Below are 22,105 nucleotides of genomic sequence, written 5' to 3' on the forward strand. Positions count from 1 at the left end.
TAATGAGATGGTATGACAAAATTTTAATGGTTCTACTCTAGCGCTAAGGCAATTAATTTCTATGAACGCCAATTATGTTAACCTCTCTGATTCTCCTCTTGCTACTCAAATCCTACGACATATACCTTCTAAGCTTGCGCTAATTATCGCCAGTGCAATGGCTATCAGTGCGTGTCAACCATCTGATAGCGTTTCAGACGATACTTCAGAGCAGGCCTCAAGTAATGAAAGCGGCAGTGAAAACAGCCAATCGCTGTCGTCCGAACATGCCAAAAATATAGAAACCCTGGCAGGCATGCCGATGCAGCAACTGGTGAGCTTTGACCCTCAAGAGATTAAGCAGGGCGGTGACTCTGGTATTAGTATTAGCAGTGCTGAGAGCTACTCAAAGCCTTCATCGAATCTAGCAGCTTCTCGTAAAGGGTCGTTCTTTATTGGTAATGCGTTTTTCAAGCAGCCATGGGTCGTTGCACCTGCTAGTACTGATAGTCGTGATGGACTGGGCGCATTATTCAATGTGGCCGCTTGTCAGTCTTGTCATGTCAAAGACGGGCGAGGTCACGCGCCGATGACTGTCGATGACGATGCTGATAGTTTATTGATTCGTCTGTCTATGCCAGCGACGACCGATGAGCAACGTCAGCAGCTACAGGATTCGCTAATTGAAAAGGTGGTTCATCCTATGTATGGTGGCCAGCTACAAGATCGCGGTATTCAGGGCGTGCCTGCTGAAGCGAGAATTGCGGTGCAATGGACAGACAAACCAGTTACCTTTGCTGACGGATATGTCGAGACACTACGTGCGCCAACGTTTAATTTGACCAAACCTGGTTACGGTGCTTTTGACGATGACATGATGGTATCACCGCGTGTGGCGCTACCGATGATTGGGCTTGGGTTACTAGAGCAAATACCTGACGATGACATTAAAAAACAAGCCAACGACAGTAATGATAGCGATATCAGTGGTAAGTTTAACTGGGTCATGGATCCACAGACGGGCAAGCGTGCGCTTGGACGATTTGGGTGGAAAGCAGGTCAAACCAAACTTATCACCCAAAATCAAAGTGCCTTTAACGAAGATATGGGTTTGACATCAAACATCCGTCCTCACGAATCCTGTATGCCAACGCAGACCGCTTGCCTAAATGCAGCGACAGGTGCTGATGAGCAGGGCAATGGTAAATCACCCGTTGAAGTAAACGATGAGGTCGCGAAATTTGTAGAGTTTTATACTCGAAATCTAGCAGTGCCGCATCGCCGTAATGCAGATGATAAGCTTGTGCTAGCTGGCAAAAAGCGTTTTTATGACATGGGTTGTCAAAGCTGCCATACGCCAAGATATCAGTTGCCAAAAACCGACGATGATCATCTTGAGCAGCATGGACAAGTGATTTATCCTTACACAGATTTGCTATTGCATGATATGGGCAATGATCTCGCTGATCGTACGATTGCCGGTAAGCTACCACCAAAAGATGCCCAAGTTGAGTTTTTAGCCAACTCTTATGAATGGCGTACGCCAGCACTTTGGGGCGTAGGACTTGCGCAGACAGTTGATCCTCAAGCGACGTTTTTGCATGATGGCCGTGCACGTACGTTGATGGAAGCGGTTTTATGGCATGGCGGAGAAGCCGAAAAGCAAAAGCAACAAGTATTGAAGTTGGACAAACAAGGTCGCGCAGAGCTTAATGCGTTCCTAAAGTCGCTGTAATAAAGTCGCTATTATAAAATCAGTATAAAAACGCTATAAATTACTACCTATAACATTACCGAGAAACCTATGAAAATAAACCACGCTTTGGCAATGGCGCTATCTGCATTGAGTGCTGGACTGCTGATCAGTTGTGTCAAACCTGCCGATGACAACAAAGCTGCAGATGTAGACAGCCAAAAAGTTGTGCAAGACAGTGCAGCTACTGACAGCTCAATAGAAAACAGCAAAGAAAGTACTGAGCAAATCGTTGCAGTAGATATCAGCCCTGAGACTGCAAAAACGTATTTGACGCATGTGGCAGACGATATCGTGATTCCTGCGTATGCTGATGCAGCCAAGCAAAGCGATCTGTTGAACGAACTGGCGCAGAAGCACTGTACCCAAGCTCCAGTAAGTGGCGATGAGCTACAAGCATTACGTGCACAGTGGCTAGTATTGGCACAAGCTTGGTCAAGTGCTGAGATGGTCAACTTTGGTCCTGCGACTGCTAGTATGAGCAATCTATACATCAACTACTATCCTGACGAGCGCGGACTTGTACACAGTGGCGTGGCTGATTTGATTGCTGCCAATCCAAAACTAACGCCAGAACAACTTGCTGGCGAGAGCGCTATCGTACAAGGCGTACCAGGGTTGGAAGAGGCTTTGTTTGCCAATGACAGTTTAGACGCTGGTCAGTGTGCTTATGTGATTAGCGCTAGTAGTGCGTTGAGCACGCGTCTAAAAGACATCGAGAAAAACTGGCAGCAAAACGCGACTGATTTATTGGCGATAGACAAAACAGCAGAGAGCGATAGAGGCCTAAATCAGTGGATTAACTCTCTACTGTCATTGATTGAGACCATGAAATCTAATGCCATTGATCAGCCACTCGGTCTGACAGGTAAGGCAAAAGGGCATTTGCCTGCTGCTACTGCTGGTCAAAGCCGCGCTATCATCAATGCTAAGTTAGATACGATTAATAAAGCCATGACTGACCCAGTACTGACAGCTATTCTTGGTAGCAATGATGAAAACAAAGTTTCGGATAATCTATCAACTGCATTGGCTGATACAACCGCATTATTAGCACAAATGCCAGAAGATTTATCAGAGGCTAGTAAGGACGATCAACAAGCGTTATACGATCATCTGACTGATGTCACTCGTCTGATTAAACGCCAGTTAATCCCAGCACTTGGTATTCGCGTGGGCTTTAACAGCACTGATGGCGATTAGACAATGTCTACTATCGAAGCGAGTACAGCAATGTCAGCAGCCCAGACTCATGACCAGATGAATAGGTCTAATCGGTCTGGGAGAACTTCGTCAACTCATGAGCTTTTGACGACTTCAGTGCTGACAGCAGTTGGTACGGCGGCGCTGGTCGGTATTCACCATCGTTATCGTAAGCAGCAGCATCCAGATGCCAGTCTACAAGATTATGTAGATGGTATTCGTACGCAGTTGCAAGCATTAAGTGCGGCACCTGTTTCAACGCCGAAGCTTTCGCGCTTACGTTATGCTTGTGAGCAAGCAGCGGTAACCTGGAAGCAGGCTTATCATGCTGTAGGTGATGATAAAAGTAACACGCCTGACTTTGCTGTCATGCATACGACAACGATGCTAGCGCGCCCAGTCAGCTGGGTCAGTGGCGTTGCATCACTGCCAAAAGATCAGGCTACATCAGGCCAGAGTGAGCACGACTTTGGCGTGGTAGGTATTGATGCTGACAGACAAATCGTTTGGCAGACAACTATGCCTGAGCGTGTCCACGACATCGTTGTTCAGCCTGTATCTGTCAATGTATCTGAAGTTCAGTATAGCAATGTTGAAAAAAGACGTGATGTCGTCGTCATGGGTCGTCGTCCAAGCGAAAAATTCTGGGTACTTAATACGTCAAATGGGCAAGTACAGCATGCGATTACAGCTGATGTAAACCGTCACTTTTATGGTCATGCTTGCTATAGCTTAGATGGCAGCTTGCTCTACGTAACTGAGAACGACACAGTGAGTTTGGCAGGTAAAATTGGTATCTATGATGCCCATGATGCTTATCAAAAAGTAGCAGAGTTTGACTCATATGGTATCGGGCCGCATGAACTGATTATGCATCCTGATAGCGAAACGCTCGTCATTGCAAATGGGGGTATCAAAACCGAGCAGGCCTCACGCGAAGAGCTAAATCTAGATACCATGCGACCCTCACTGGTTTATCTGAATCGTCACGATGGCACATTGCTTGAGCAAGTGACTCCCAAACATAATCAGATGAGTGTGCGCCATTTAGCCATGCACGATGACGGCACAGTGATGATCGGTATTCAGTTCCAAGGTGAAAAACATATCAATGTACCGTTAGTGCTGACTCATAAACGTGGTGATGCTAGCTTTACCCCACTCACTATGCCAAATAATCAATGGCAACGTTTTCACCAATATATCGCTAGCGTGGCGGTGGATAGTGAGCGTAACTTACTGTGTGTGACCACGCCAATTGGCGGCTGTGCGGCAATTTATGATTTGCATACTCGCGAGCTGATTGATGATGTAAGTCTGCCAGATTGTGCAGGGGCTTCGGTGTTAGCTAATTCTGGTGCTTCCATGAGTAAAGTTGATAAACATGCCGAGCCGACAGGATTTATCGTTAGTGATGGTCAAGGGCAGTTAACAGCGCTAAAAGTAACTGTTTTACCAGAAGTAAAATCGAACGTAGACGATGTTGAACCTCATGAGCGGATTATCAAAGACAGTCAACTGCATATGATGTCGTTTGACAACCACTTACAAGCACTGTGATACGTGACATTCAACAAGAGCGACAGCTGAACAGGCATGGCTATTAATAATGACTATTACTAGAATGGCGGTAATAGTCAGCCAAGGAGATAGAGCATTAGCTTAGACACCAATTTAGATACTGTCAGACAGCAGCTTGGGCAAGCAGGCATCGAGCTACACATCAGTAAAAAGCGTGTTAAAAATATCAATTTTCGCTTAAAGCCCCATACGTTGATGGTCTCTGCACCGATGCATGTCAGCGCATCACAAATATTGCATGCTGTGGCTAAGCGGGTGCCTTGGGCGATTGCAAATCACCCGCAGGTATTAGAACAGTATAGACGTAGACAGAATACATCGTCTGACCCTTCAGCTGTGAATAACTCAGTTTTATTATGGGGTACGGAGCAATCATTTACGCTAAGCCCCGATAAAAAAATCGCCTATTATCGGCAACAACTCTCCGAAGTCGCACCTGCACTATTTGAAAAGTGGCAGTCAATCGTTGGCGCTTACGCCAATGAAATACGGTTAAAAAAAATGCACACACGTTGGGGCAGCTGCAACACGCGCGCAAAACGAATTTGGCTATCAGTCTATCTTCCTGCCTATCCTATTGAATGCACCGAATACGTAATCGTTCATGAGCTGTGCCACTTGCATCATGCCAACCATAGCCGAGCGTTTTGGCAAACGGTTGCAACAGCGATGCCAGATTATCAGCAATGGCATAATGTCCTAGCGGGTAAAACAGGACAGCTGGACTAAACGTATCATCTAACTATTTAACCATCTAATCAGCTAAATAGTTCTAGTAAGCACCTCAATATCATCTGCGTCACTTTCATTATGCTGAGCAACAAGTCCTATTTTTATCATCATTTTTTAAAATAGGGACACGCCTAAATAAGCCTGATATGATAAGGAATAACGGTACAAATCGTTTCGTTTAAACAATAGATTTATATACAGGGATGTCATATGGAACACGTTAACCAAGCGGAGTTTTGGCAGCAGCGTTATGAGAAGAACAGCATCGGTTGGGATATGGGGCAGGTATCACCACCGCTCAAAGCTTATATTGACCAGTTACCTGAGAGTGCAAAAAATCAGGCGATACTAGTGCCAGGTGCAGGTAATGCTTATGAAGTGGGCTACTTATATGAGCAAGGTTTTACCAATGTCACGCTGGTTGACTTTGCCCCTGCACCGATTGAGACGTTTGCAGAGCGCTATCCTGGTTTTCCTTCTGAACACCTGATCTGTGCGGATTTTTTTAGCTTGTCAGCTGAGCAACATCAATTTGATTGGATACTTGAGCAGACGTTTTTTTGCGCGATCAATCCATCGAGACGTGATGAATACGTGCAGCAGATGGCGAGGCTGTTAAAGCCACAAGGTAAGCTGGTTGGATTGTTATTTAACACGGATTTTGGACGAGAAGAACCACCATTCGGCGGCAGCAAGGAAGAGTATCAGCAGCGTTTCCAAAGCCATTTTGATATCGATATTATGGAGCCTAGCTATAATTCACATCCAGCACGGCAGGGCAGTGAGCTATTTATAAAGCTGCAAGGGAAGTAAGCTCATGCTTGATATTAGCTCGAGCTTGCGTTTCTAACTGATTATAGTAATGGTCAGTCAGATAGAGTTTGGGATGCGCTAGTAACCCTTGTAACACTGCAGTACGCCCATCACGGTAGCTGTCATCGGCGACATGCGTATATTCTTGGCGTATCGCCTTTGCATACTGTTCATATGCAGACCACGGCGCGCCCAAGATACTTAAATCCATATCTAAAAGATACGCAGCATCGTTATATTTGTCACTGTCTACCAACGTATCTATCTGATGATTAGCCGTCATCATAATGAGAGCGTAGATCTGCTGGCATTGCTTTGTGCTTAGATACGAGCTCAGGGTATCTGTTGCAAACTCTGCACTTTTTAGCTCATTGTCGGAGCATGTTGGGTCGTATATCACATCATGATAGTACAGTGCCAATGCAATGATATGCGGCTCAGACAGATGGTGCTTAATACTTTCAAACTGTACCAATAACTGCTCAATATGATCGAGCGTATGATAGGCACGTTGTGGTTCGCCATAGCGCGTCACGATATTTTGCCAAAGTCTATTTATTTGCTTTGGCGAGATATCGCTGGTCATAGCTGACAAATGCTGTGCAAAGCACTTGCCAAGCTCATCGTGCTTATTTGAGGCAGTTTTCATATGTCATTTTTTCACTATGACCGTGGCAAAGATGGTTTGATTATTCTTTGTTAGCTACCGCATCTTTAAATGCTTTATTAAATACATCTCCCAGCAGGCTGACATCGTCGACACGTGCATAATTTAAGCGGGTGACAAAGGCAATATGGCGATGCGGCCCTTCTTCAGCTAGTGGTATGGCGACGGCATTCTGGTTTTGCAGGTGTAGCTGATCGAGCGCCATTTCAGGCACTAGCGTTGTGCCCATATTGGCAAGTGCCATTTGAATCAAAGTGTTTAAACTGGCATCTGAGAAGCTTGATTTCATTTGTGCGCGTTCGAAATGACAAACAGACAGGGTCTGGTCAGTTAGGCAGTGTCCTTCACCAAGTAGCATGAGGTTGGCAGTTGCCAGTTCGTCAGCATTGATGGTCTCAAGCTTGGCATGTATGTCATCTTTTGGAAATACAGCAAAGAAGTCTTCACTCCAAAACTCAAAACTGTGTAGCCCATCTACCGCATAAGGTAGCGCAATAATAGCGGTGTCGATATGACCGTAGCGTACCTGTTCAAGCAAACGCTCTGTCTGTTGTTCGACGATGGTCATACGGAACTCTGGATATTGTGCACGCAGCGCAGGCAGTACTTTTGGCAGCAAATAAGGCGCAATCGTCGGAATGATACCGACAGTCATGGGATAGGCAAGCGGCGTCTGATGGCTATGAGCACGCGTGGTCAAATCGCTGACCTCAGAAAACACTCGCTGCGCCCGTGTGAGGATGTCTTGACCGATAGGGGTAATCAATACCTGTTTATTGTTGCGCTCAAAAATCTGAGTATCTAGCTGTTTTTCTAATTCTGCGATACCCAAACTTAGTGCAGATTGCGAGATATTGCAATCTTCAGCCGCACGTTTAAAATGACGATGTTTGGCGACGGCTAGGGCAAACTCAAGTTGTCGTAAAGTAATCATAAAACCTCTCTGTTAGTGGGTTTTTAATGCAATTTATTATGTTTGGTCAACCTTTATAAGGTAGCAAATTACCAATTAAGCACCAATGATAAAATGTAGAGATAATAGTTTAACAAGTTTAATAAAACAAAACATCACATTAAAAACTTTTAACTGGATTAACCGTAGAATTCGCGTATAGTTTGTCAGGTAGCCCAGAGAGCTAGAGGGCTAATTGAAAAAACCATATAAATAATTTCCAATTTACTTAACTATAGAGGAGCCAACCATGGCGTCTATCATCAATCAAGAAATCCCAGAATTTTCAGCAGATGCATACGTAAACGGTGAGTTCAAAACCATCACTTCAGAAGACGTAAAAGGCAACTGGGCGATTTTCCTATTTTACCCAGCTGATTTCACGTTTGTTTGCCCAACTGAGCTAGAAGACATGGCCGCTCATTATGACGAGCTAAAAGGCCTTGGTGTTGAAGTATACTCAGTATCTACTGACACGCATTTCACGCATAAAGCATGGCATGATTCTTCAGAAGCTATCGGTAAAGTACAATACCCAATGATCGGCGATCCTACTGGTAAAATCACTCGTGGCTTTAACGTCATGATTGAAGAAGCAGGTTTGGCTGAGCGCGGTACATTCTTAGTAGATCCTGATGGCTTGATCCAAGTCGCTGAAATCCATGCTGGCGGTATCGGCCGTAGTGCAAAAGACATGCTACGCAAAGTAAAAGCAGCACAGTATGTTCGTGAAAACGACGGCGAAGTTTGCCCAGCAGCTTGGGAACAAGGTGGCGACACATTAAAGCCAAGTCTTGACCTAGTTGGTAAAATCTAAGTAGATATTTCATACTTAGATAAAAGTAGCGCTGTATCTTAAACGTCTGATTTAAGTCAGTGCTACAAATAAAGACCCCATTAACATAAGTTGATGGGGTCTTTTTACGTCTTAAGCATAGATATTGTTAGTATTATTTTTCAGCATATCTCTAAGTATAGACGCAATATTAAGCGCGAGACTGTGCTTTATTTTTATCAATGGTTTTATAAATCTCGTCTTTAAGCTGTAGCTTTCGTCGTTTCATCTGTTCGATTTCTTCGTCGCGACTGGCATGCTTGACCACATCGTTTTCAAGCTTATTGATTTGCCTATCTAGAGTTGTATGCTCGTCAAAGATACTCGCAAAATGCGTGTCCTTTTGCTTGAGCTCATCGATAATATCACTGTGATCTTGCCATGTGTCTGTCATTGTCATGTTGTCATCCTTGTTATTTAGTGCAAGCTTAGGATAAGCGTAAGCACGTTATGGTTAAGACGCTTATGATGGTGAGATTTTTTTTGGAAGGGGTGAAAGTTTAATGGTAATAAAGATAGCTACTTCACGATATTGATAATGCATATTGCTATCAATACCATTCGATTGTAGCGAAAAAATAGACCATGTACCATCACTATCATTTGTTTGTGTATTTGTATTTAATTATTTAAGTTAATAAACGATTGGTTTTATAAAACATAAAGTTTGAGTTTCTCAGCTTGCCGAAACTCGCTAAACGCTTGATAATAGACACATCAAAGGGCAAGAGCCCATTATATATAACCTTTTATACAAAATTATTAACACCAATTATTCTATATTTAGACGTGTAGCATGATAGCTGCCGTTACATATTCAGTCATAATGAGGAACAAACATGATAGATCAGAATTTATTAGATGCCGTTAAGAGCTATAGCGAAAACATGACACGTCCAATTACCTTTGTATTGGGTAATGGTACACATGCAAAACGTGCAGAATTGGTAGATTTTTTGACCAAGATTGCTGGAACAACAGACAAAATCAACTTTGATGCAGAAGCAACTGACGATAGTTTGCCTAGTGCGATTAGTTTTAAAGTAGTCAGTCACATTGATGGCGCATCAAACGACACTGGTATCGTATTCAGCGGTATCCCAGGTGGTCATGAGTTTACGTCATTGATTTTGGCGATTCTGCAAGCGGGTGGTCATACGTTAAAGTTGGATGAAGGCATCCAAAAGTTAGTTAAGCGCTTTAATAAGCCATTACAGTTCCAGACCTACGTGTCATTGTCATGCCATAGCTGCCCAGAAGTTGTTCAAGCATTGAACCAGTTTGCGCTACTAAACGATGGTATCAGCAACGAGATGATCGATGGTGCATTGTTTCAAGAGCAAGTAGAAGCAAATAAAATCCAAGGCGTACCAGCTGTGTTTTTGAACGGTAAGCCATTTGCTAACGGCCTAATCGACACTGCTAAATTGATCGGAAAACTGCAAGAGCAGTTCCCTGACTTACTGTCAGAAGTAGAAGACGATGCTGAGCAATTAGAGCAGCAAGACGTTACTATCATCGGTGCTGGCCCTGCAGGTGTGGCTGCTGCTATTTATACAGCGCGTAAAGGCTTAAGAGTTACAATGGTTGCTGATCGTATCGGTGGACAAGTAAAAGACACGCAAGATATCGAAAACTTGATTTCAGTGCCGCTAACCAACGGTACAGATTTATCTACTAACTTTGTCAAGCACTTAGCCGAATATAACATCACGCTAAAAGAGCATGTGAGCGTTAAAGAAATCGGTGAGACTGAAGAAGAGAACTACAGTATTCACCTAAATACTGGTGAGACTTTTAATACTCGTAGTATTATCTTAGCAACAGGTGCTCAGTGGAGAAAGCTTGGTGTACCGGGTGAAGAAGAAAATATCGGTAAAGGCGTGGCTTTCTGTGCGCATTGTGATGGCCCATTCTTCAAGGGTAAAGACATCTCAGTGATCGGCGGTGGTAACTCAGGCGTTGAAGCAGCATTAGATTTGGCAGGTATCGTCAATCACGTTACTGTACTCGAGTTCGCTGATGAGCTAAAAGCTGACCAAGTATTGATTAATAAAGCCAAAGAAAAAACCAACATTGAGTTCATTACCAGTGCAGCGACGCAAGAGATCAAAGCGACTGATGGTAAAGTATCGTCTATCGTCTACCAAGATCGCAGCACAGGTGAGACTCATGAGCGTGATTTATCAGGGGTGTTTGTACAGATTGGTTTAGTACCAAACACTGGATTCATCAAAGGCTTCGTTGATCTAAACCGCTTTGGTGAGATCGAAATCGATGAGCGCTGCCGTACAGATCGTAAAGGTATCTTTGCTTGTGGTGACGTAACCACCGTACCATTTAAGCAGATTAACATTGCGATGGGTGAAGGTAGTAAAGCAGCATTGTCAGCCTTTGAATACCTAGTCATGCAGTAAGCTGTTCAGTTTAGTTTCAGTACAAAAGGCCACCTCGGTTGAGGTGGTTTTTTTGTGCTATCGCATAAATACGTCTATATAAAAAAATCCTGATAATTAGAAAATAGCCACTTGCGTGAGCCAATAACGTGATTTCATTCAGAAAATATCAGTATTTACGTTACAAATTCGACATTTGCATTACAAACTCGTGTTGTTGATGCAATAATGTATGCAATAAAACCTATCATAGCGTCATGAACTATAAGGAAAATAGGCATGGAATACATTGAAGCTTTTTTTGCCCTAGTCGGGGATCTAACGTGGGGCTGGGCGCTCGTGCCTATGCTAATTATCTTTGGTTTATTATTTACCATCGTAGGTAGGTTCGCTCAGTTTAAATATTTTAAACGTATGTTCCGTGTGTTCAAAACGGATGAAGTAGGAGACGACGGAATTTCTGCTCGTCAGGCGTTGCTCGTTTCTATCGGTGGACGTGTGGGCGGCGGTAACATTGCTGGCGTTGCGGTTGCCATCTCTTTAGGAGGACCGGGAGCGGTATTCTGGATGTGGGTTGTGGCCTTAATTGGCATGATGACCAGTATTGTCGAGTGTAGCTTAGCGCAGCTTTATAAGCGTAGAGACACTGATGGTAACTTTCGCGGTGGCCCTGCGACCTATATTTTACATGGGTTAGGTAAAGACTATCGCTGGCTTGCCGTCATTTATGCGATCTCGCTACTACTGTCTTTTTCTATCGGATTTGTGGCGTTCCAGGGCAACACGGTAGCAGGCTCAGCGCTTGAAAGCTTTGGGATTGACCGCTGGATAACGGGTGTAGTACTGGTGATTGCGGGCGGATTCATTGTCTTTGGCGGTATTCAGCGCATTGCAAAGGTCGCCGACGTTGTCATTCCTGTTATGGCATTAATCTATATTGGTATGGCACTTGTTGTTATATTGCTCAATGTCACAGAGCTGCCTACGTTGATGGTAATGATTGTTAAAAATGCATTTGGTATTGAGTCTGTCGTGGGCGGTGGTATTGGTGTGGCGATTGAGCAAGGTATGAAGCGTGGTTTATTCTCTAATGAAGCAGGTCTAGGTTCTGCGCCTAATATTGCTGCCACCGCTTATGCCACTCATCCTGTGAGTCAAGGTATCTCGCAGTCATTATCTGTATTTATTGATACGATAATCGTATGTAGTGCCACCGCATTTATGATTTTACTGAGCGGCGTATATCAACCAGGTGCTGAAGTCGATGGTATTGTACTGGCACAGCAAGCGTTAACGACTCAGCTTGGGAACTGGGCGCAGTATATTCTGACTATATCGCTATTGTTATTTACACTAAGTTCTATCATGTATAACTACTACATGGGTGAAAATGCCATTAATTTCTTGATCAAAAAGAACATTAAAAAAGCGACCTTGGTTTTACGAATTGTCGTGATGGCGATATTATTCTTGGGCGCAGTGGCTCCTGCCGCTACTACAGTATTCTTCTTCGCTGATCCATTGATGGGCGTGCTAGCGTTAGCAAACTTATTGGCCTTGATAATGTTATTTCCGCGAGCCAAGCGTTTACTTGACGACTTTGCAAGTCAGTTAAAATCAGGGGTTAAAGAGCCGTTATTCGATGCAAAAGAGTATGAAAAGTTAGATCTCGATCTGAGCGCATGGGGTAAAAAAGCGGTAAAAGAGGCATTAGAGCAAAAGCAGTAAAACGTTATGCTCGAAGTCTTATCAAACAAAAAACCACTTTAGCTAAGCTGAAGTGGTTTTTTTATGCAAGATACTATTTATTCGCCAACGACAGACAGTATCTCGCCTGCTTCATCTTCTTCAATAGTTCGAGTTTCTGTCAGTGCTGATTGTTGCCATGCCTGTATGTACGGATGATTTAGCATAGTTTGGCAATACTGCTTGGTCAGTGGCTGCAAAGTAATATTGGACGCATCAGCATAAGTCTGTAATCGTAGCACCACTGGAGCAAAAAACACATCAGCTGCTGTGAAATCTCCGAATAAGAAACTGTCTGCTGAGCGAGTTTTTAAACAATCGGCAAAAATGTCTTCGATACGAGCGATATCTGCTAAGCAAGCACTACTTGGTTGTATCTTAGCCGTTGCTCGTATATTCATCGGCATCTCGTTACGCATGCCTGTCAATCCCGAATGCATCTCAGCCACGATGCTTTGGCAATAGGCGCTATTTATCCTACTTTGATTACTATTACGTTTTTCAGCGTTAGATTTATCATTGCCTGTCCAAATATCAATATCCGTAAAGTACTCATTAACATGAATAGCAATAGCTAAGGTGTCCCAAACGGTTACTTTATTATCTTTTTCACCATAGACTAAAATAGGTACTTTACCTGTTGGTGAATGCGCTTCAAGCGTTGGACGTGCTGATGGATGAAACAACTCAATAAGCTGCTCATCAAAATCAACATTGAATGCTTTGAGCAATAGCCACGCTCGTAGCGACCAAGAGGAGTAGTTTTTATTACCAATAATTAATAGCGGTTTTTGCATCATAGAGTCCTATTAAGCGATAACAGTAGCATTTTATTATGTACTCAATATTGAGTATTGACCAGTCTATAACCCGAGCCATATTTCTATCATTTAAATCCTATTCCAAAAAAACGCCCATCCAATATTTAGACGGGCACTTATTTAGAAGGACGCTTTTTATTTATTACATTCGCTATCATCAGTTCTTGTTTTTAATTAGGAAAATAACAGGCAGCGCAACGACATACATCAGCACACCGTACAAAGCAGCAGGCAGCGCGATGACGGGTAGTGTGCTCACACCCATGATGATAGGGGCTAAGGTAATAGCCGTCGTGCTATTTTGGATACTGGTTTCTATCGAGATGGTTTTGGTATCAAACCAGCTGAGCTTTAGTACTCTAGAGATTAGGATGCTAATAGCAAATAAAATAGCAATGATAAAGACAAGCTCTAAACCAATTTGAGTGAACTGTGATTGTAGTAGTTGCCAGTTAGAGGCAATAGCAGCAAAGACAATTAGTACAAAAAACACGCTGGCCAAGCCGTTTAGAAGACTGCTACGACGTACCATAAAGTCAGTAAATTTGTGGCGAGCAAGCATACCAAGAGACACTGGCAATGTGGTTAATAAGAACATGACTAAGCCAATCTTTATCGCGCTAATAGAGTTCGCCTGATCTTTCATAAAGTGATCAAAAGCCAACGTAATTAAGATAGGCAATGTAATGACCGATAGTATGCTGACCACACCGGTCAACGCGATAGAGAGCGCGACATTTCCTTTGGCATAGTAGGTCAGCATGTTGCTAGTGACGCCGCCGGGGCAAAAGCTAATCAGCATAATCCCAAAAGCAATCGCTGGTGGCGGAGCCGTCACTAGCACGACTGCTAGCGCAACCAACGGTACCAATACAACTTGATTGATTAAGCCGACACAGAACGCTTTTGGATATTTGGCAATGACCTTAAAATCACTAAGTTTTAGCCCTGCTCCTAGAGTGAACATAATGTAGGCAAGGGCTAGTGGCAGTAATGCTAGCGCGGTATTATTCATCAAACATTCCTTGTAAAACTAAATGCCATATCAAGATGGCGTTTTGAAAGTAAATAGCAGCGGGGCAACCTTGGTCACTATACAGCTGCTCACATTCCATGTGTTTTGGTATTTAATCGTCTAGCTAATGAGGTGTCTTAACCACCAAGCTAGATCAAGCCTATCAAATGATAATAGCGGTATTACGCTCGTATAGTAACCCACTTGTCGTGACTATTGAGGTTGGTCGAGGTTGCTGTACAGCTATCGGGAGGTGATTAGGCTGTTTGTGATTAATGACACTTTGAGCGTATTGAGCATAATGATAAGCGCAATAAAAAGCCCACAAGATTCTGTGGGCTAAATACGCTAACTGTCTAGTCTGTTCATGCTGTACTAGTCGTCTAGTAAATCCATTTGCTTAGCTGCTTCATAGATACCGTTTGAGCGGTTACCTGTGCGGCAAAAAATCAGCATTGGCTGCTCAGCTTGATTAAAGAAATCTGCAAACGTTTCGACATGAGTTTGGTTCAGCTCATTACCTGCAAAAGAAATCTCTTTATAAGCAAGTCCAGCTTCTTTGGCTGCTGCTTCGATTTCGGCACTGGTTGGCTGATTTGGCTCTTCACCGTCAGGACGGTTATTGATAATGGTTTTGAAACCATTTTCGGCAATCATAGGCACTTGGTCAGGCGTGATTTGTCCGGTAAAGCTAACTTCATGGCTCATAAGAGCTCCTTGTTTTTATTGGTGTTGTTGGGTTTATAAAACGTGTTAGTTCGAGCGACGGTTATCGTTATAACAGACCTTGCATCAATGCACTTTGGTACAGTAGCTTGGCGCGTGCCCCAGTGCCACAAAACATCAATATAGGCTTGGGCATGGAGTGATAGAAATCGGCAAACTGCTCGACCGTTAGCATACTTAGGCGCTCATCATCAAACGGTAGATGCTGATACGCTAGGTTTGCCTGTTCGGTAGCCGTTGCTAAATCGCAGCTATTAGGCTGTGTCTCAATTTCGGCATCTGGGCGAATATTAAGCACTGAGCGATAACCAAGCTCAGCAATCTTAACGCATTGGCTTGGGTATATTTGCTTATAAATCGTTAAATCATCGGTCATAAAATAGGTTCAGTTATATTTGTTAAAGTATATTTATTATTGATGGTTGGGCTAAGAATATCAAAGGACTATAAATCAGCATTTTTTAGGCCGATTTCTAGGTTAATTGATTCCCTATTTAGTGCGTCTAGCATAACACAGGCGCTACCATAGCGATATTGTGTTGTAGGCGACAATAGTAGTTGAGGTTGAATGAAAACTAATGTTATGGCTGTCGCAGCAATTTTGTTGTGGTCAAAATATAGATTATTTTAATGCATCGACAGCATCTAAAGTACTCAGATAGACTTGCCCTGATAGCTCGCTAATCAGTGGGGTGTGACCGATGATGTCCATCACAGGACCTTTGATAAAGCTAAAGTGTAAGCGCTTGTTTTGTAACGCCAACTCGTGGTTTAAGGTACAAAGCATTTCTTGGGCGGTCAGATCTATATGGTTGACGGCAGCCATAATCAATATAATTTCATTGGCATCGGGATATTGCTGCATGGCATTGAGGATGCGTCGATGTACAGATTCACTATTACCAAAGAACAAACTCTCATCGATACGTAACATCAATAAATTGTTAAAAGTTACGACGTCATGGCGATTGATATTACGAAAATGTCCTGTACCGCCCAACTGTCCAACGACAGCCACGTGCGGCTTACTCGACTGCCAGATGAGACTGGCGAATGACACCATTAGACCAATGACCAGCCCCGTGTTTAGCCCAAATATCAGGACACTGACGAACGCTGCCAAAAAGCTAGCACCATCTAAGCGATCGCGCTGCCATGCAGATTTCAACGTCGCGATATCTATCAGGCCAATGATAGAGGCCATGATAGTTGCGCCCAGTAGTGCATAGGGTAGTGGAGCAAGCGCATTGCTGAAGGCTATGAGCGCGGCAATCATTACCAGTACGGTGACGAGACTGGCAAGTGGTGTCTTAGCACCTGAGTCGGCATTGATAGCCGTACGCGAAAAGCCACCCGCAACTGCAAAACTTTGGAACAGTCCACCAGACAGATTGGCCAGACCCAGTCCAGTCAGCTCGCGATTGGCATCAAAACTCTCACCACGCAAGCGAGCATAAGTACTGGCAACTGAACTGCTCGACACGAATACGATCAGTGCCATCAATCCTGCGGTCGGCAAGAGCTTCAGCGCCTCTTGTAGGTCTGAGATATGCGGTAACGTAAAGCTCGGCAGCCCTTGTGGAATACGACCGATGGTCGCCACACCATATGTGCTCCAATGCAGTGCCATACTGAGTACAATAGCGATACCGAGTAGTATAAGCGGGAATAAGCGCTCTGCCCATTTGGCATATGACGATGATAGCCACGTCTGCCATATCCATTCACTTGCATAGCGATTGGCAACCAATAGCGTAAATGCGGTCACACCAATCGCTAAGGTCAATGGATGCAGCTGGCTGGCATAGCGCTGCATAGTAGATAGATACCCAATCAAACTATTGCCAGTGACTGGAATGTCGGTCAGATATTTGAGCTGACTGACAAATATGAGGACCGCTGCACCGCTTACAAATCCTGCGGACACACCGCGACTGATAAACTGCATGATCCAGCCAAGTTTTAACCTGCCTGCTATCCATAGCAGTGCACCTACCATCAGTGCCAATAGGCTGGCCATCAGTGCGTACTGTTCAGTGCCTTGCTCAGCATAAGGCAGTAGACCACTGGCGGTCATGATGGCGGTGATGGCAACGGGACCTACGGCTTGTACGTTGCTAGAGCCGAGCCACGCATAAACGAGGACAGGTACGATCGCTGCATATAGGCCATAGACAGGCGGCAGTCCTGCAAGCACCGCATAACCTAGGCTCTGCGGTATGACCAACACGCCCACCACTATGCCTGCGACGAGATCAGTCGGTAACGCTGAGAGCTGGTATTGACGCAGCCAAGCTGGAATCAGACGAGCGACGATAGAGGACATATCAATCACCACAGTAGATAATACAAATAATTAGGCGAGGGCGGCGTTATTCTGCTTTGGCACAAAAACGTTGATACAGTAGATCGAGTACAGCTAGCGCATCCTCGCTTGCGATACTATAGTAAATTTGCTTACCTTCGCGGCGTGTGGCGACCAGCTCGTCTTTACGCAATATACCCAATTGCTGCGATAAGCTCGGCTGTCCAACCCCGACCAAATCCTCAAGCTCACCGACACAATATTCACCTTGGGTCAATTGACAGAGAAGAAGTAGGCGATCAGGATGCGATAGCGACTTTAGTAGTTGGCTGGCTTGTAGCGATGCTTGCTGCATTTGCTTGGCAAGATCGGCAGGTACTAAATCTGCAGTATCAGATGACCCATCGTCAGTGGTACTGCGAGTAGGTGTACCTTCGGCTGAAATAGAAGTAGTCAGAACAAATTCCTTACATTAGATGGTAACAAATGCCATGATGTTTTGAGCAATATATATTTGATTATCAATGATATCACGCCACATAGCAAGTTATCACTAATTACATTATATAAATTGATAAATTGTATAGCGGTTGTTATATTGGTGGCATTAGATAAGTCGTAGGAACGCATTATATACGACTGAATATCATACTTAAGGGTTAATTAAAGATAAAAATTCCTATAGCCAAAATATGTATAAATAATTGAAGAGGCCGCCATGCAAGTTCATTCTTTTTTAGATAGCGATACAGAAACCTATACCCACGTACTTGCTGATACTGAGCAAAAATTATGTGCTATTGTCGATCCTGTATTGAACTTCGATGCTAAGTCAGGCAGAACCAATACCAGCAGTGTCGATGAAGTGATTGAGTTTGTACGTGAGCAAGATTGGGCGCTCAAGTACATTATTGAAACCCATGCGCATGCAGATCATTTATCTGCCGCCATCCATGTAAAAGAAAGCCTTGGCGGACAGTTAGTCATCGGTCAGCATATCACCGAAGTCCAAAAAATCTTTAAGCAAATTTTTAATTTTGACACCAGTTTCCGCACTGATGCCAGCCAGTTTGATATTTTGACAGATGAAGGCGAGACCTTAGAGCTTGGCAACATTACTATCACTGCGATGTATGTACCCGGACATACGCGTGCCGATATGGCCTATCTAGCCGCTGATGATGAGAAAACAGTGGTATTCGTTGGGGATACGTTGTTTGCGCCTGATGTCGGTACAGCACGCTGTGATTTCCCGGGCGGTGATGCTAAAACACTCTATCAGTCTATTCAGAAGCTGCTAGCACTCCCTGAAGATACCGTCATGTATTTGTGTCATGATTATCCGAGCAAAGGTCGTCAGCATTGCCCAACGACGACAGTAGCCGCGCAAAAACTAGAAAATATTCATGTCAAAGACAGTATAAACGAAGCAGAGTTTGTGCAGATGCGTGAGCGCCGTGATGCGACTTTAGATATGCCCCGCCTTATCATCCCTGCTGTACAAATCAATATCGATGCCGGACATTTTCCCGAGCCAGAGGACAATGGTACGCGCTATCTAAAAGTACCGATCAATGTCCTTGGTGGATAAGTTAAACAGTGCAATAACTGAAAGTCATTACCTGATGCAGCTCTACGTAAGTATCGTATGATTGATATCTATAAGAATGCTAACCTGTAGACTGTCCGTTTTTAGATACTGTGTATGACCAACTGCAAGCGCTAAAGGCGGCAATAACTGGAGAGAACAATGAACCCTTACGAGCGCTATGTGTTGCCAAAGATGATAGATATTGCCTGTAGTACGGGCAATGTCATGAAAGCACGTTCCAAAATTGTTCCGCAAGCGCTCGGTAAGGTGTTGGAGATTGGCATTGGCAGCGGTTTGAATTTGCAGTTTTATGATGCTAATAAAGTCTCTTCTATTATCGGTGTGGATCCAGCAGCTCAGATGCAGTCGCTGGCTCGTGAGCGTGCAGCTGACATTGGCATTCCGGTTGAAGTGATAGCTGTCGATGTACAAGGTATTCATGCTGATACAGATCAATTTGATACGATTGTAATGACTTTTACCTTGTGCAGTATTGATGACCCAGTAGCCGCGCTCCGAGAAATGGCGCGCGTGCTAAGACCTAGCGGTCGCTTACTATTTTGTGAGCACGGACTGGCACCAGATTCTTCTGTTGAGCGTTGGCAGCATCGATTGACGCCTTTTTGGAAGCCTATAGCAGGTGGGTGTCATTTAAATCGCGATATTCCGGCGCTTATTAGAGAAGGTGGTTTTGCTATTGATGAGTTGAGCGAAGCGTATTTGCCCGGTCCACGGCCGATGAGCTATGTGTATAGCGGTGTGGCACAGAAACTCGCATAAAGGATAAGCCCAATTAACTATGCTAAAATTATTCATGTAATCAATCAACGCAACGACGACTACAGCTATAACTACAGCAAGCAACGTAAATAGCCTTTAGATAAGAGCGTTCATGAACAGTATTTGAAATAACAAAATAATTATAATAGGAATTAAATAATGAGTGAGCAAAGTTTTCATCTAGTATGCCCACATTGCCAAGCAACCAATCGTGTACCTGCTGCACGATTAAGCGCTGCGCCAAAATGCGGTAAATGTGGTCAGCCATTATTGACTGCCAGTCCACATGAGCTAAATGCGCAAACAGCTAATAAGGTTATCCAAAAGAACGATGTACTGACTATCGTGGATTTTTGGGCGAGCTGGTGTCAGCCTTGCATCATGATGGCGCCAGAGTTCAAGAGCGCTGCTAGCCAATTGCCACAGGTGGTCTTTGCCAAGGTACAAACGGATAAATACGAGCAGGCAGCCGCTCCTTACAATATTCGCAGCTTGCCAACGATGGTTGCTTTTAGAAACGGTAAAGAAGTGGCGCGACAATCAGGCGCGCTACCAAGTCATCAAATCATTCAGTGGGTACAAAGCTTACAGTCTTAGTATTAGTCAGGCTAGATTATTTTTTCTCCAAGCTATCTAAACGCTCATGTTTTCTTATAAAAAACCGTAGCAATAAAAAAGACAATATGCGATCTGCATATTGGCTTTTTTTCTATTTCATGTACTATTTTATGGTGTCATACACTATTTTACGGTATCAGGCACTATCTTAGTCGTGCAGATAGCATTGCAATTTCTTAAGCTTACTCACCATAAATCTTGATACCATTGGCAAAGCTACAACGCTGAATGCGGGCAGATTGGACAATTGCATCACGCTCACCGTAGAGACGCGATAATTTTGCATCACGTGCTTTGGTATTGTTACTTTTGCCTAGACCAAAGCTGATATTCGGCGAGATACCCCAGCGTCCTGCAGAGACACCAACACCGACGCCTGATGCCGATAGGGTAGACTGCTCATTGCGTGCCGCTTCGACATAGCGGTTGACACGAGTATACTCTTGGCCAAGTGCTTGGCAATTATAATTTTGATAAGTACTTGGCGGTACATATTGCGGGGTGATGTTACCAGTAGAGGCACAGCCTGAGAGCGCAAAAATGCCAGCTAGTAGTGTCGCTGTCGTAAACGTTTTCATAATGGCTCCAGTGGCTAAGTGATTGTATTTATATCTATTTAAGATAGCAAAAATAGCGCAATTAAGATATTGAAAATCCATCGATGATTAAAAATTTTCGCATCATATCATCAACACATCGACAGCTTTCTAAAACGGTTGCTTATTAAAATAGAAAATCGCCTATTAAAATAAGTTTGCTGGCTTGGCAAAGGCAAGTATCACGATACCAATATAGGCAACGGCAGCGATAAGAATGCCTGTTTTTCTTTGCACAGGTGTCGCATCAACCTTAAACGCTTTAATGCTTGAACTAATAGCAGCGATCAGTAAGATAATTTTGGCAAACACCCACTGTACAGGAGCGTTGGCACCCATCAATTGCATTAGCATCATTGCACCTGACAGGATAAGCAGGGCATAGATAATATGCGTGGCTATTTTGACCACACGTGGTGCGCGGCGGTCTGCGCTGAGTACTAAGTAACTTTGATATAAAAATAGCACAACAGTCAGCGCTGCCATCAGCATATGTAGATGTTTCATTGAATATTGCTCCCTCTAAAACTGCATTATATAGGCTAATTTAAAATATGTAGTTGCGATGCAAACATAATCGGCTATTTGTTTTGACCGGCACATAATGGACTCGCAGGGCTTTGACCTTGCCATTCTGTCGGAGTATAGGCATGGATAGCGAGGGCATGTACTTGGCCGCCTTGTGAAGTGAGTAAAGGCGTGACTAAGCCATATATCAGCTGATGACGCCCGACCAGTCGTTTGCCGTCAAATGCATCGCTAACGATAGTGAGCTTAAAGTGGCTTTCTTTACCTTCAAAGTAACCGGCATGAGACATTGACTCATTAATCAGTTCGATATGCTGCGGCGCAAGTGCCTGTAATTCGGCATGAAGTGCGTCGGCAGTAGGTGTAGTAGGTGTGATACTCATAACAATCCTTCAATGTATTTTGTGCAATTTGATTGGACAATCTTCAAATAATATTTATCGGCATTATAACAGACAAGGTAAGCGG

Annotated in this window: 23 protein-coding genes; 11 read left to right on the forward strand and 12 right to left on the reverse strand. The window is 43.9% G+C overall.

Annotated features, from left to right (window positions below; translation table 11 throughout):
- The first annotated feature begins 61 nt into the window (after positions 1–61).
- The 5 genes from CXF60_RS10130 (at position 62) to CXF60_RS10150 (ending at position 6,061) form a co-directional block, all read left to right on the forward strand.
- Positions 62–1,714: a di-heme oxidoreductase family protein gene (locus tag CXF60_RS10130; protein ID WP_416376876.1), complete on the forward strand. Its 1,653-nt coding sequence runs from the start codon at positions 62–64 to the stop codon at positions 1,712–1,714.
- A gap of 69 nt (positions 1,715–1,783) precedes the next feature.
- On the forward strand, positions 1,784–2,935 hold the full coding sequence (locus tag CXF60_RS10135; protein WP_102091839.1) for an imelysin family protein: 1,152 nt from the start codon (positions 1,784–1,786) through the stop codon (positions 2,933–2,935).
- 3 nt (positions 2,936–2,938) lie between these two features.
- Complete coding sequence (locus tag CXF60_RS10140) at positions 2,939–4,495, forward strand: DUF1513 domain-containing protein (protein ID WP_102091840.1); 1,557 nt, start codon at positions 2,939–2,941, stop codon at positions 4,493–4,495.
- A gap of 216 nt (positions 4,496–4,711) precedes the next feature.
- Positions 4,712–5,245, forward strand: a complete 534-nt coding sequence (locus CXF60_RS10145; protein WP_102091841.1) for a M48 family metallopeptidase — start codon at positions 4,712–4,714, stop codon at positions 5,243–5,245.
- A gap of 213 nt (positions 5,246–5,458) precedes the next feature.
- The gene (locus tag CXF60_RS10150) at positions 5,459–6,061 is read left to right on the forward strand and encodes a methyltransferase domain-containing protein (protein WP_102091842.1); all 603 of its coding nucleotides are present in this window, start codon (positions 5,459–5,461) and stop codon (positions 6,059–6,061) included.
- Here the strand turns inward: CXF60_RS10150 and CXF60_RS10155 are convergent.
- Together CXF60_RS10155 and CXF60_RS10160 are read right to left on the reverse strand one after the other, a co-directional pair.
- Positions 6,039–6,710, reverse strand: coding sequence for an HD domain-containing protein (locus CXF60_RS10155; protein ID WP_102091843.1), 672 nt, complete (start codon positions 6,708–6,710; stop codon positions 6,039–6,041). The genes CXF60_RS10150 and CXF60_RS10155 overlap by 23 nt on opposite strands.
- A gap of 40 nt (positions 6,711–6,750) precedes the next feature.
- Positions 6,751–7,662, reverse strand: a complete 912-nt coding sequence (locus tag CXF60_RS10160; RefSeq protein ID WP_102091844.1) for a hydrogen peroxide-inducible genes activator — start codon at positions 7,660–7,662, stop codon at positions 6,751–6,753.
- 268 nt (positions 7,663–7,930) lie between these two features.
- Here CXF60_RS10160 and ahpC point away from each other — a divergent pair, with 268 nt between their 5' ends.
- Positions 7,931–8,497: an alkyl hydroperoxide reductase subunit C gene (gene ahpC, locus CXF60_RS10165; protein ID WP_057761534.1), complete on the forward strand. Its 567-nt coding sequence runs from the start codon at positions 7,931–7,933 to the stop codon at positions 8,495–8,497.
- A gap of 169 nt (positions 8,498–8,666) precedes the next feature.
- Here ahpC and CXF60_RS10170 read toward each other — a convergent pair whose 3' ends face one another.
- A complete protein-coding gene (locus tag CXF60_RS10170) occupies positions 8,667–8,915 on the reverse strand; it encodes an HP1242/YdcH family protein (protein WP_057761532.1) in 249 nt (82 codons plus the stop codon).
- A 439-nt stretch (positions 8,916–9,354) separates the two neighbouring features.
- Between CXF60_RS10170 and ahpF the strand changes: the two genes are divergently transcribed.
- Positions 9,355–10,932, forward strand: a complete 1,578-nt coding sequence (gene ahpF, locus CXF60_RS10175; RefSeq protein ID WP_102091845.1) for an alkyl hydroperoxide reductase subunit F — start codon at positions 9,355–9,357, stop codon at positions 10,930–10,932.
- A 258-nt stretch (positions 10,933–11,190) separates the two neighbouring features.
- The gene (locus tag CXF60_RS10180; RefSeq protein WP_102091846.1) at positions 11,191–12,639 is read left to right on the forward strand and encodes an alanine/glycine:cation symporter family protein; all 1,449 of its coding nucleotides are present in this window, start codon (positions 11,191–11,193) and stop codon (positions 12,637–12,639) included.
- 77 nt (positions 12,640–12,716) lie between these two features.
- Here CXF60_RS10180 and CXF60_RS10185 read toward each other — a convergent pair whose 3' ends face one another.
- The 6 genes from CXF60_RS10185 to CXF60_RS10210 form a co-directional block, all read right to left on the reverse strand.
- Positions 12,717–13,457: a glutathione S-transferase family protein gene (locus CXF60_RS10185; RefSeq protein ID WP_228707103.1), complete on the reverse strand. Its 741-nt coding sequence runs from the start codon at positions 13,455–13,457 to the stop codon at positions 12,717–12,719.
- Positions 13,458–13,635: 178 nt separating this feature from the next.
- Positions 13,636–14,493 carry a bile acid:sodium symporter family protein gene (locus tag CXF60_RS10190; protein ID WP_102091848.1) on the reverse strand — a complete coding sequence of 286 codons (858 nt, stop codon included), beginning with the start codon at positions 14,491–14,493 and terminating at the stop codon, positions 13,636–13,638.
- A 375-nt stretch (positions 14,494–14,868) separates the two neighbouring features.
- Positions 14,869–15,201: a protein tyrosine phosphatase family protein gene (locus tag CXF60_RS10195; protein WP_057761521.1), complete on the reverse strand. Its 333-nt coding sequence runs from the start codon at positions 15,199–15,201 to the stop codon at positions 14,869–14,871.
- A 67-nt stretch (positions 15,202–15,268) separates the two neighbouring features.
- Positions 15,269–15,595, reverse strand: a complete 327-nt coding sequence (locus CXF60_RS10200; RefSeq protein WP_057761519.1) for a protein tyrosine phosphatase family protein — start codon at positions 15,593–15,595, stop codon at positions 15,269–15,271.
- A 246-nt stretch (positions 15,596–15,841) separates the two neighbouring features.
- Positions 15,842–17,545, reverse strand: coding sequence for a SulP family inorganic anion transporter (locus tag CXF60_RS10205; protein WP_102091849.1), 1,704 nt, complete (start codon positions 17,543–17,545; stop codon positions 15,842–15,844).
- A gap of 46 nt (positions 17,546–17,591) precedes the next feature.
- Positions 17,592–17,879 (reverse strand): ArsR/SmtB family transcription factor, encoded by a 288-nt coding sequence (locus CXF60_RS10210; protein WP_057761516.1) that lies wholly within the window; start codon positions 17,877–17,879, stop codon positions 17,592–17,594.
- Positions 17,880–18,242: 363 nt separating this feature from the next.
- Here CXF60_RS10210 and CXF60_RS10215 point away from each other — a divergent pair, with 363 nt between their 5' ends.
- From CXF60_RS10215 to trxC, 3 genes are all read left to right on the forward strand, one after another.
- A complete protein-coding gene (locus CXF60_RS10215) occupies positions 18,243–19,115 on the forward strand; it encodes an MBL fold metallo-hydrolase (protein ID WP_102091850.1) in 873 nt (290 codons plus the stop codon).
- Between the two features lie 159 nt (positions 19,116–19,274).
- Entirely contained in the window at positions 19,275–19,895 is a 621-nt protein-coding gene (locus tag CXF60_RS10220; protein ID WP_102091851.1) for a class I SAM-dependent methyltransferase, read from the forward strand.
- 159 nt (positions 19,896–20,054) lie between these two features.
- The gene (trxC, locus tag CXF60_RS10225) at positions 20,055–20,492 is read left to right on the forward strand and encodes a thioredoxin TrxC (protein ID WP_102091852.1); all 438 of its coding nucleotides are present in this window, start codon (positions 20,055–20,057) and stop codon (positions 20,490–20,492) included.
- 203 nt (positions 20,493–20,695) lie between these two features.
- On the opposite strand, the gene CXF60_RS10230 is transcribed toward trxC, so the two are convergent.
- The 3 genes from CXF60_RS10230 to CXF60_RS10240 form a co-directional block, all read right to left on the reverse strand.
- Complete coding sequence (locus CXF60_RS10230; RefSeq protein ID WP_102091853.1) at positions 20,696–21,091, reverse strand: hypothetical protein; 396 nt, start codon at positions 21,089–21,091, stop codon at positions 20,696–20,698.
- A 165-nt stretch (positions 21,092–21,256) separates the two neighbouring features.
- A complete protein-coding gene (locus CXF60_RS10235; protein ID WP_101205742.1) occupies positions 21,257–21,616 on the reverse strand; it encodes a SirB2 family protein in 360 nt (119 codons plus the stop codon).
- 74 nt (positions 21,617–21,690) lie between these two features.
- Complete coding sequence (locus CXF60_RS10240; protein ID WP_102091854.1) at positions 21,691–22,020, reverse strand: BolA family protein; 330 nt, start codon at positions 22,018–22,020, stop codon at positions 21,691–21,693.
- Positions 22,021–22,105: the final 85 nt, after the last annotated feature.

Source organism: Psychrobacter sp. 4Bb, assembly GCF_002836735.1.
In the GTDB taxonomy this organism is placed as follows: domain Bacteria; phylum Pseudomonadota; class Gammaproteobacteria; order Pseudomonadales; family Moraxellaceae; genus Psychrobacter.

Excerpts from the sequence above, each read along its gene's own strand:
- CXF60_RS10190 (WP_102091848.1), bottom strand. The coding sequence starts at position 14,493 with ATGAATAATACCGCGCTAGCATTACTGCCACTAGCCCTTGCCTACATT.
- CXF60_RS10195 (WP_057761521.1), bottom strand. The coding sequence starts at position 15,201 with ATGAGCCATGAAGTTAGCTTTACCGGACAAATCACGCCTGACCAAGTG.
- ahpC (WP_057761534.1), top strand. The coding sequence starts at position 7,931 with ATGGCGTCTATCATCAATCAAGAAATCCCAGAATTTTCAGCAGATGCA.
- CXF60_RS10180 (WP_102091846.1), top strand. The coding sequence starts at position 11,191 with ATGGAATACATTGAAGCTTTTTTTGCCCTAGTCGGGGATCTAACGTGG.
- CXF60_RS10235 (WP_101205742.1), bottom strand. The coding sequence starts at position 21,616 with ATGAAACATCTACATATGCTGATGGCAGCGCTGACTGTTGTGCTATTT.
- CXF60_RS10160 (WP_102091844.1), bottom strand. The coding sequence starts at position 7,662 with ATGATTACTTTACGACAACTTGAGTTTGCCCTAGCCGTCGCCAAACAT.
- CXF60_RS10150 (WP_102091842.1), top strand. The coding sequence starts at position 5,459 with ATGGAACACGTTAACCAAGCGGAGTTTTGGCAGCAGCGTTATGAGAAG.
- CXF60_RS10170 (WP_057761532.1), bottom strand. The coding sequence starts at position 8,915 with ATGACAATGACAGACACATGGCAAGATCACAGTGATATTATCGATGAG.
- CXF60_RS10185 (WP_228707103.1), bottom strand. The coding sequence starts at position 13,457 with ATGATGCAAAAACCGCTATTAATTATTGGTAATAAAAACTACTCCTCT.
- CXF60_RS10155 (WP_102091843.1), bottom strand. The coding sequence starts at position 6,710 with ATGAAAACTGCCTCAAATAAGCACGATGAGCTTGGCAAGTGCTTTGCA.
- CXF60_RS10200 (WP_057761519.1), bottom strand. The coding sequence starts at position 15,595 with ATGACCGATGATTTAACGATTTATAAGCAAATATACCCAAGCCAATGC.
- CXF60_RS10240 (WP_102091854.1), bottom strand. The coding sequence starts at position 22,020 with ATGAGTATCACACCTACTACACCTACTGCCGACGCACTTCATGCCGAA.
- CXF60_RS10140 (WP_102091840.1), top strand. The coding sequence starts at position 2,939 with ATGTCTACTATCGAAGCGAGTACAGCAATGTCAGCAGCCCAGACTCAT.
- CXF60_RS10230 (WP_102091853.1), bottom strand. The coding sequence starts at position 21,091 with ATGAAAACGTTTACGACAGCGACACTACTAGCTGGCATTTTTGCGCTC.
- CXF60_RS10205 (WP_102091849.1), bottom strand. The coding sequence starts at position 17,545 with ATGTCCTCTATCGTCGCTCGTCTGATTCCAGCTTGGCTGCGTCAATAC.
- CXF60_RS10220 (WP_102091851.1), top strand. The coding sequence starts at position 19,275 with ATGAACCCTTACGAGCGCTATGTGTTGCCAAAGATGATAGATATTGCC.
- CXF60_RS10130 (WP_416376876.1), top strand. The coding sequence starts at position 62 with ATGAACGCCAATTATGTTAACCTCTCTGATTCTCCTCTTGCTACTCAA.
- ahpF (WP_102091845.1), top strand. The coding sequence starts at position 9,355 with ATGATAGATCAGAATTTATTAGATGCCGTTAAGAGCTATAGCGAAAAC.
- trxC (WP_102091852.1), top strand. The coding sequence starts at position 20,055 with ATGAGTGAGCAAAGTTTTCATCTAGTATGCCCACATTGCCAAGCAACC.
- CXF60_RS10145 (WP_102091841.1), top strand. The coding sequence starts at position 4,712 with ATGGTCTCTGCACCGATGCATGTCAGCGCATCACAAATATTGCATGCT.
- CXF60_RS10135 (WP_102091839.1), top strand. The coding sequence starts at position 1,784 with ATGAAAATAAACCACGCTTTGGCAATGGCGCTATCTGCATTGAGTGCT.
- CXF60_RS10215 (WP_102091850.1), top strand. The coding sequence starts at position 18,243 with ATGCAAGTTCATTCTTTTTTAGATAGCGATACAGAAACCTATACCCAC.
- CXF60_RS10210 (WP_057761516.1), bottom strand. The coding sequence starts at position 17,879 with ATGCAGCAAGCATCGCTACAAGCCAGCCAACTACTAAAGTCGCTATCG.